We start from the raw sequence: 9,272 nt of genomic DNA, 5'->3' as shown, positions 1-9,272 counted from the left end.
GGTGACCATCTCATTAACCCGGCCGAAGCCGGGTTTGTGGTTAGCTCACAGAGGTGAGGGGAATTACATCATTCCGCCCATACCACCCATGCCGCCCATACCACCAGCGCCACCCATGTCTAACTTGTCTTCTTTCGGCAAGTCAGTGATCATGCACTCGGTGGTGATCATCAGGCCAGCAATAGAGGCCGCGAACTGCAGAGCAGAACGGGTCACTTTAGTTGGATCCAGGATACCCATCGCGATCATGTCGCCGTATTCTTCGGTGTAAGCGTTGTAGCCGAAGCTGCCTTCGCCTGCTTTCACCTTGTTAGCAATCACAGAGGCTTCTTCACCGGCGTTGATCACGATCTGACGCAGTGGAGATTCCATGGCGCGAATAGCAACCTTGATACCCACGTTCTGGTCTTCGTTGTCGCCTTTCAGGCCGGCAATTTTGCTTGCTACACGGATCAGTGCTACACCACCACCAGCAACCACGCCTTCTTCTACTGCAGCACGGGTTGCGTGCAGAGCATCTTCAACGCGGGCTTTCTTCTCTTTCATTTCAACTTCAGTTGCGGCGCCAACTTTGATAACGGCAACGCCGCCAGCCAGTTTAGCAACACGCTCTTGCAGTTTTTCACGATCGTAGTCAGAGGTCGCTTCTTCGATCTGCTGACGGATCTGGGAAACACGGCCCTGAATGGTCGCTTCGTCGCCCACGCCATCGATGATGATGGTGGTGTCTTTGTTGATCACCACGCGTTTTGCCTGACCCAGATCTTCCAGGGTAGCTTTTTCCAGCTCCAGACCGATCTCTTCAGAGATTACGGTACCGGCAGTCAGGGTTGCGATGTCTTGCAGCATGGCTTTACGACGATCGCCGAAGCCAGGAGCTTTAACAGCAGCCACTTTCACGATGCCACGCATGGTGTTAACCACCAGGGTCGCCAACGCTTCGCCTTCAACATCTTCGGCAATGATCAGCAGTGGTTTGCCTGCTTTCGCAACGGCTTCCAGCACTGGCAGCATTTCACGGATGTTGGAGATTTTCTTGTCAGCCAGCAGGATGAACGGGCTTTCCAGTTCGATAGAACCGGTTTCTGGCTTGTTGATGAAGTATGGAGACAGGTAGCCGCGATCGAACTGCATACCTTCAACCACGTCCAGCTCGTCTTGCAGGCCGGTGCCTTCTTCAACGGTGATCACGCCTTCTTTGCCCACTTTCTCCATCGCTTCTGCAATCAGTTTACCAACGGTTTCGTCGGAGTTTGCAGAGATGGTACCAACCTGAGCGATAGCTTTAGAGTCAGAGCAAGGTACGGACAGTTTTTTCAGTTCTTCAACCGCAGCGATGACCGCTTTGTCGATGCCGCGCTTCAGATCCATCGGGTTCATGCCGGCAGCCACAGCTTTCAGGCCTTCGGTGATGATGGATTGAGCCAGTACGGTTGCAGTGGTGGTACCGTCGCCCGCAGCGTCGTTCGCTTTAGAGGCAACTTCTTTCACCATTTGTGCACCCATGTTCTCGAACTTGTCTTCCAGTTCGATTTCACGAGCAACAGATACGCCATCTTTGGTGATGGTAGGAGCGCCGAAGGATTTATCCAGCACTACGTTACGGCCTTTCGGGCCCAGAGTAACTTTTACTGCATCAGCGAGAACATTCACGCCGCGGAGCATCTTCACGCGTGCGTCATTGCCGAATTTTACGTCTTTAGCTGCCATTGGTATTTCCCTTCAACTCGTTTCAGTTCAGAAGATTTATAAAGCGTTATTACGCTTCAACAATTGCCAGAATGTCGCTTTCGGACATGATCAACACTTCTTCATTGTCGATCTTCTCTGCTTTTACGCCGTAACCGTCGTTGAAAATCACGATGTCGCCTACTTTCACATCCAGCGGCTGAACGTTGCCGCTTTCCAGAACACGTCCTTTACCAACGGCTACCACTTCACCACGAGTAGATTTACCCGCCGCAGAGCCAGTCAGAACGATGCCGCCAGCAGATTTTGATTCAACTTCTTTGCGCTTGACGATAACGCGGTCATGCAATGGACGAATACTCATTGAACGCTCTCCTGTAAGAAGGTTTCTATCAGATTTAGGGTTGTCCGCCGGATTATTGATACCGGCTCCGTGGGATTTGAAATGGGGGCGTTCCATCCCCCTTCAAGGGGCAGGAGCAAAAAAATTTTCGATTCTTACTGACCGCCCCTCACCCCAACCCTCTCCCAAGGTCAAACCCAGTGATCTAATTGGCACCGTGATAGGGAGAGGGAGCGGGTCCGGAGTCGCAGGCGAGCACAGATGACAGTTGTGGAACGTTCAGTCCCCTCTCCTTTTGGGAGAGGGCTAGGGTGAGGGGAAAATATCAGCGATCGTCACGCTTGTCGCGATCGTCGGGTTGATGATCCAGCGTGTAGCGGTCGTCTTGCTTGCGCTGGAATTCGCCGTCGAAGGTATTGCCGTTGGCAGCCCCGCCGCTCTGGCCCCAGCCGCCTGGGCGATACACGTTCAGATGCGGCATCAGCTTCAGCGTCAGCGATTTCTGCACCGGCGGCAACAGCAGCAACAGACCAAGGAAGTCAGTGAAGAAGCCTGGCACCAACAGCAGGAACCCCGCCAGCACCAGCGAAACGCTTTTCACCATCTCCGCAGCCGGGCTTTCGCCCGCAGCCAACTTCTGCTGAATCTGCACAAAGGTCTTCATTCCCTGATTGCGCACCAGGGAAACGCCGACGCAGGAGGTAAACACCACCAGCAGCAGCGTAATTGCCACACCAAATACGGCAGCAACTTTGATAAACAGGGATATCTCTATGTAAGCCAGTAGAAATATCAGCAATAACGGTAACCAGCGCACCTGGTTCTCTCCTCTAGGTAGAGTCGGCGTACCCGCCAGATGGCGCATACGTGAAAATGGGGCCGCAAACTGGCCAACCTTCATACAATGGGGGCTTTACGCCGCCATTTCAACCTGACGATTTTTTTTATTCTATGTGTGCAAACGTGAAGCTCTTCACAGAAATCAAAAGCTCCTATTTTTTGAAGCACCATATAGTGATCTACGTTCATTCATTTATTACTAACCAGCATATGATCTGGGCAGCGACAACTGCTGCGGTCAATACTTCCGCAGTTGACCCGCTCGGCAACATAATTTTGTTATCCTGCATATAATTATATTCGGCAGCAACATATAGAGAAGGTTCTCATGTCAAACAACATTCGTATCGAAGAAGACCTATTAGGAACACGTGAAGTCCCTGCAGAAGCCTACTACGGTGTTCATACTCTGCGTGCGATTGAAAACTTCTATATCAGCAACAGTAAAATCAGCGACGTACCTGAGTTCGTGCGCGGCATGGTGATGGTGAAAAAAGCCGCCGCCATGGCCAACAAAGAGCTGCATACCATTCCACGTAAAATTGCCGACGTTATCATCCAGGCTTGCGATGAAGTGCTGGATAAAGGCAAATGCATGGACCAATTCCCGGTGGATGTGTTCCAGGGGGGTGCTGGCACCTCGCTGAACATGAACACCAACGAAGTACTGGCCAACATCGGCCTGGAGTTGATGGGCCATCAGAAGGGTGAATACCAATACCTGAACCCTAACGATCACCTCAACAAGTGCCAGTCCACCAACGATGCCTACCCAACCGGGTTCCGCATCGCGGTTTACGCCTCCAACCAGAAACTGATCGACGCGATCAACCAACTGCGTGAAGGGTTCGACCGTAAAGCCAAAGAGTTCGAAACCATCCTGAAAATGGGTCGTACCCAGTTGCAGGATGCGGTACCAATGACGCTGGGCCAAGAGTTCCACGCCTTCAGCGTGTTACTCAATGAAGAAACCCGCAACCTGCACCGTACCGCAGAGTTGCTGCTGGAAGTGAACCTGGGTGCTACCGCGATCGGTACAGCGCTGAACACCCCGGAAGGCTACCAACAGTTGGCCGTGCAGAAATTGGCGGAAGTCAGCAACCTGCCAGTAGTGCCTGCCGAAGACCTGATCGAAGCCACCTCTGACTGCGGTGCCTACGTGATGATGCACAGTGCGCACAAACGCCTGGCGGTCAAACTGTCCAAAATCTGTAATGACCTGCGTCTGCTGTCTTCCGGCCCACGCGCTGGCCTGAACGAAATCAACCTGCCAGAACTGCAGGCGGGTTCTTCCATCATGCCAGCCAAAGTGAACCCGGTGATCCCAGAAGTGGTTAACCAGGTTTGCTTTAAGGTGATCGGCAACGACACTTGCGTTACCATGGCCGCCGAAGCGGGCCAGTTGCAGTTGAACGTGATGGAACCGGTGATCGGCCAGGCGATGTTTGAATCGATTCACATCCTGACTAATGCCTGCTATAACCTGCTGGAAAAATGCATTAACGGTATTACCGCCAACAAAGAAGTGTGTGAGTACTACGTATTTAACTCTATCGGTATCGTCACCTATCTGAACCCGTTCATTGGCCACCACAACGGTGACATTGTCGGCAAGATCTGTGCTGAAACCGGCAAGAGCGTACGTGAAGTCGTGCTGGAACGCGGTTTACTGACCGAAGCTGAGCTGGATGACATCTTCTCCGTAGAGAACCTGATGCACCCGGCCTATAAGGCGAAACGCTATACAGATGAAAATGAACAATAATAGACTCATCCGGTAGCCCGAAAGGCACGCTAATCCTCTGGATAGCGTGCCTTTTTTCTTTCTGTGAATACAAGCTCGTAACCTTTGGTTTTCATAAAAATCCATTTTAAGGGGTAAACACTATGCTAGTAGTAGAATTGGTGATCGTTCTACTGGCCATCTTTTTGGGGGCCAGGCTGGGCGGTATCGGAATAGGCTTTGCAGGCGGTCTTGGGGTGTTGGTGCTGGCGATGATCGGCGTAAAACCCGGCAGCATACCCTTCGACGTTATTTCAATCATCATGGCGGTTATCGCTGCCATTTCCGCTATGCAGGTCGCTGGCGGGATGGACTATCTGGTGCAGCAAACCGAAAAGCTGCTGCGTAAGAATCCAAAATACATCACCATTCTGGCCCCCATCGTTACCTACTTCCTGACCATCTTCGCCGGTACCGGTAATATCTCCCTTTCGGCTCTGCCGGTGATTGCAGAAGTGGCCAAAGAACAAGGCATCAAACCTTGCCGCCCACTGTCTACTGCCGTGGTTTCCGCGCAGATTGCCATTACCGCTTCACCAATCTCGGCGGCGGTGGTGTACATGTCTTCCGTTATGGAAGGCCACGGCGTCAGTTACCTGCACTTGCTGATGGTGGTGATCCCTTCCACCTTCCTGGCCGTGCTGCTGATGTCAGTGCTGGTCACCTGGCTGTTTGATTCCAAACTGTCTGACGATCCGGTGTATCAAAAACGCTTTGAGGAAGGCCTGGTTGCCCTGCGCGGCGAGAACGTGGTGGTGATCAAATCCGGTGCCAAAAAGTCCGTGCTGCTGTTCCTGGCTGGCGTGCTGTGCGTGGTGGCCTATGCCATCGTCAACAGCCCAAGTTTGGGCCTGGTGACCACACCGCTGATGAACACCACCAATGCTATCCTGATCATCATGCTGAGCGTGGCGACCCTGACCACCATCATGTGCCGCATCGAAACCGATCTGATTTTGAACTCCAGCACCTTTAAGGCCGGGATGAGCGCCTGTATCTGTATTCTGGGTGTCGCCTGGTTGGGTGATACCTTTGTGCAGGCTAACCTCGAGTGGATCAAAGAGACTGCGGGTACCGTGATCCAATCCCATCCATGGTTACTGGCGGTGATCTTCTTCTTCTGTTCGGCGCTGCTGTACTCTCAGGCCGCCACTGCCAAGGCACTGATGCCAATGGCGCTGGCGCTGAACGTGACTCCACTGACGGCGATCGCTTCCTTTGCCGCCGTTTCCGGCCTGTTCATTCTGCCAACCTACCCTACCCTGGTGGCGGCGGTACAGATGGACGATACCGGCACGACACGCATCGGGCGTTTTGTGTTTAACCACCCGTTCCTGATCCCAGGCACCATGGGCGTGGCGTTTGCGGTCATCTTCGGCTTCCTGATCGGCAGCGTTATTCTGTAATCCTCAAGCGGGGTTTCGGCCCCGCTTTCCCCTTGTCATTCCCCCACTGCTGATAATCTAGCCTTCTAGCGAACTGCGCTTCAGGGTATAGTGCCCTGCTACCAAACCTGGTTGAGAGGGCCGAAGATGTCTGATTGCGAAGCTATCGTCATACTCTGTACCGCACCCGATGAAGCCTCCGCGCAAGAGTTGGCGGCACGCGTTCTGGGGGAAAAGCTCGCGGCCTGCGCCACGCTGCTACCCGGTGCAACATCGCTGTATTACTGGGAAGGAAAACTGCAACAGGAATACGAAGTTCAGATGCTGTTTAAAAGCGATCGCCAGCATCAACAAGCGCTACTCACCTACCTGAAACAACATCACCCGTACCAGACACCCGAACTGTTGGTGCTGCCGGTGATGGCCGGAGATAAAGATTACCTGTCATGGATCAACGCCTCATTAAACTGATATTGCTGCTGTGCAGCCTGTTCTTCCTGCCCACTGCGGCTCAGGCTTCACTGTTTGGCCAAAGTACAGGCAACCAGTTCGTGCCCGTCGATCAGGCATTTGCCTTCGATTTTAAGCAGCAACACGACAAGCTGACGCTAAGCTGGCAAATCCGCCCTGGTTACTACCTGTATCGCCAGCAAATCAAACTGGTGCCGCAGCAGGCAACGTTGGGCCAATTCGAGCTGCCCGCCGGGCTAACGCATAAGGACGAATTCTTTGGTGAAGTGGCGATCTTCAAGGAGCCATTGGCCTTGACCATTCCGCTGTTAAAGGCAGGTGACAATGCCAGCCTGAGCGTCACCTACCAAGGGTGCGCTGAGGCCGGTTTCTGCTACCCACCGGAAACCCGCATTATTCCGCTGAGCGCAGTAGCCGCCGCCGCAGAGCCTGCATCAACGGCCACGGCGGCTCCAACTGAAACGGCTCCGGCCAATCTGCCCTTCTCGCCACTATGGGCCTTGCTGATTGGCATCGGCATTGCGTTTACCCCATGTGTGTTGCCGATGTATCCGCTGATTTCCGGCATTATCCTGGGCCGTGAGCGGCCACACAGCAGCGGGCGTATTCTGGTGCTGGCCGTGGTGTACGTACAAGGCATGGCGCTGACCTACACTCTGCTCGGCCTGGTGGTTGCCGCCGCCGGGTTGCAGTTCCAGGCTGCGCTGCAACACCCTTATGTGCTGATCGGCCTATCGGTGCTGTTTGTCGCCCTGGCGCTGTCCATGTTCGGCTGCTACTCCTTACAGCTTCCTTCTTCGCTGCAAACGCGACTGGCCAACTGGAGCAACACCCAGCAGGGTGGCTCGCTGGTCGGCGTATTTGTGATGGGCGCGCTGGCAGGCCTGATCTGCTCGCCATGTACCACCGCCCCGCTCAGCGCCATCCTGCTGTATATCGCCCAAAGCGGCAATATGTGGGCCGGTGGCGGCACGCTGTATCTGTATGCGCTGGGAATGGGTATTCCACTGGTGATCGTCACGCTGTTTGGCAACCGCCTGCTACCACGTAGCGGCCCTTGGATGCAGTACGTCAAAGAAGCCTTTGGCTTTGTGATCCTGGCACTGCCGGTGTTCCTGCTTGAGCGCGTGATTGGCGATGTCTGGGGACTGCGCCTGTGGAGCCTGCTCGGCCTGGCGTTCTTCGGCTGGGCATTTGTGCTGAGTCTGAAGTCTTCCTGTGGCTGGACGCGAGCCCTTCAAGTGCTGTTGTTAGCTGCACTGGTGATCTCGGCGCGTCCATTGCAGGACTGGGCATTCGGTAACACCGCCTCTGAGCAGGCAGCCCTACCGCATCTGAATTTCACCCGCATCAATAACGTGGAACAGCTTAACCTGGCGCTGCAACAGGCTCAGGGCAAACCGGTGATGCTGGATCTGTATGCGGACTGGTGCGTTGCCTGTAAAGAGTTTGAGAAATACACCTTCAGTGACCCGGCGGTGCAGGCCCAATTGGCCGATACGGTGTTGCTACAGGCCGATGTGACGGCCAACGATGCCGAGCATGCTGCTTTGCTCAAGCACTTGCAGGTGCTTGGGCTGCCGACCATTCTGTTCTTTGACCGGGCAGGCCAAGAGTTACCCGCGGCCCGAGTGACGGGCTTTATGAACGCAGGGGCATTCGACGCACATTTGCAGAAAACCACTCGGTAAACGACACTGAGTTTCAGAACATTTTTTGGAGGGAGCACTAGTGCAACGTGAACAGGTTTTAAATACAGCCTTGGAGCTGTTGGAAAAACAGGGCCTGGCGACCACCACCTTGGAAATGCTGGCAGAGAAACTGGGCGTGCCACACAGCGATTTCAAACCGTTCTGGCCAGACCGTGAGGCACTGCTGTATGACTGCCTGCGCTACCATGGCCAGCAGATTGATACTTGGCGCCGCCAGTTGCAGCTGGATGAAACGCTAAGCCCGCAGCAAAAGCTGCTGGCCCGTTATGACGTACTGGCAGAGCACGTGCAGAATGAGCGCTACCCTGGCTGCCTGTTTATTGCGGCCTGTAGCTTCTTCCCAGAGAGCGACCACCCGATCCATCAACTGGCCGAACAGCAGAAGCTCACCTCGTTGGACTTTACCCGCGATTTGCTGCGTGAGATGGACGCCGACGATGCCGACTCGGTTGCCCAGCAAATGGAGCTGGTACAGGAAGGTTGCCTGAGCAAGCTACTGATAAAACGCCAGTTACAGGACGTCTCCGTCGCCAAGCGGCTGGCCGAAGATATCTTGCAGATTGCCCAGTGCCGTAAGTTTGGTGCGCTAAGCTAACCCCCATTACCGGGGTTAGCAGATAGGGGCGCAGCATGCTGTGCCCGCTGATAACCAATGGAACAGAGACCGTATTCTGCGCGCTTTGCCTGAAAAGCCAGCAATCGGCGCTGTTTTCACGTTTTTTGTCACAAATCCGTTGACGCCGCACGGCCAATACGGTTTAATGCGCCCCGTTGCCCGGATAGCTCAGTCGGTAGAGCAGGGGATTGAAAATCCCCGTGTCCTTGGTTCGATTCCGAGTCCGGGCACCATCATTTAGAAGAACCCGCCTATGGCGGGTTTTTTGCTTTCTGAGTACGGACTCTCCATCGAACTACGTTCGATTATGAGCGACATCCCTGTCGCTCACCCTTGCGGGCCAACGCAAAGCGTTGTTCAAGTTTGTTCCAGACAAACTTGTCCGAGTCCGGGCACCATCATTTAGAAGAACCCGCCTATGGCGGGTTTTTTG

At 54.2% G+C, this 9,272-nt stretch carries 8 protein-coding genes and 1 tRNA gene; 6 read left to right on the top strand and 3 right to left on the bottom strand.

Annotated elements, in window-relative coordinates; genetic code table 11:
- Nucleotides 1-63: 63 nt before the first annotated feature.
- The 3 genes from groL to U869_RS0125715 all read right to left on the bottom strand — a co-directional run bounded on the left by groL (nt 64) and on the right by U869_RS0125715 (nt 2,849).
- Nucleotides 64-1,710, bottom strand: coding sequence for a chaperonin GroEL (gene groL / locus U869_RS0125725; RefSeq protein WP_025123789.1), 1,647 nt, complete (start codon nt 1,708-1,710; stop codon nt 64-66).
- Nucleotides 1,711-1,759: 49 nt separating this feature from the next.
- The gene (locus tag U869_RS0125720; RefSeq protein WP_025123790.1) at nt 1,760-2,053 is read right to left on the bottom strand and encodes a co-chaperone GroES; all 294 of its coding nucleotides are present in this window, start codon (nt 2,051-2,053) and stop codon (nt 1,760-1,762) included.
- Between the two features lie 304 nt (nt 2,054-2,357).
- Nucleotides 2,358-2,849, bottom strand: a complete 492-nt coding sequence (locus tag U869_RS0125715) for an FxsA family protein (RefSeq protein ID WP_025123791.1) — start codon at nt 2,847-2,849, stop codon at nt 2,358-2,360.
- A 351-nt stretch (nt 2,850-3,200) separates the two neighbouring features.
- On the opposite strand from U869_RS0125715, the gene aspA reads away from it, so the two are divergent.
- From aspA to U869_RS0125680, 6 genes are all read left to right on the top strand, one after another.
- Complete coding sequence (aspA, locus tag U869_RS0125710) at nt 3,201-4,637, top strand: aspartate ammonia-lyase (RefSeq protein ID WP_025123792.1); 1,437 nt, start codon at nt 3,201-3,203, stop codon at nt 4,635-4,637.
- A 122-nt stretch (nt 4,638-4,759) separates the two neighbouring features.
- Nucleotides 4,760-6,061 carry an anaerobic C4-dicarboxylate transporter gene (locus U869_RS0125705; RefSeq protein ID WP_025123793.1) on the top strand — a complete coding sequence of 434 codons (1,302 nt, stop codon included), beginning with the start codon at nt 4,760-4,762 and terminating at the stop codon, nt 6,059-6,061.
- A 126-nt stretch (nt 6,062-6,187) separates the two neighbouring features.
- The gene (gene cutA, locus U869_RS0125700) at nt 6,188-6,511 is read left to right on the top strand and encodes a divalent cation tolerance protein CutA (protein ID WP_025123794.1); all 324 of its coding nucleotides are present in this window, start codon (nt 6,188-6,190) and stop codon (nt 6,509-6,511) included.
- Entirely contained in the window at nt 6,487-8,202 is a 1,716-nt protein-coding gene (locus U869_RS0125695; protein ID WP_025123795.1) for a protein-disulfide reductase DsbD, read from the top strand. Before cutA ends, U869_RS0125695 begins: the two co-directional genes overlap by 25 nt.
- A 40-nt stretch (nt 8,203-8,242) precedes the next feature.
- Complete coding sequence (locus U869_RS0125690; RefSeq protein WP_025123796.1) at nt 8,243-8,818, top strand: transcriptional regulator; 576 nt, start codon at nt 8,243-8,245, stop codon at nt 8,816-8,818.
- 178 nt (nt 8,819-8,996) lie between these two features.
- Nucleotides 8,997-9,072, top strand: a tRNA-Phe gene (locus tag U869_RS0125680).
- The last annotated feature ends 200 nt before the right edge of the window (nt 9,073-9,272 follow it).

The sequence above is a fragment of the Serratia sp. H1w genome (assembly GCF_000633355.1).
In the GTDB taxonomy this organism is placed as follows: domain Bacteria; phylum Pseudomonadota; class Gammaproteobacteria; order Enterobacterales; family Enterobacteriaceae; genus Chania.
Note: the sequence above shows the minus strand (reverse complement) of the source record. Positions and strands in the feature narration are given on the sequence as shown.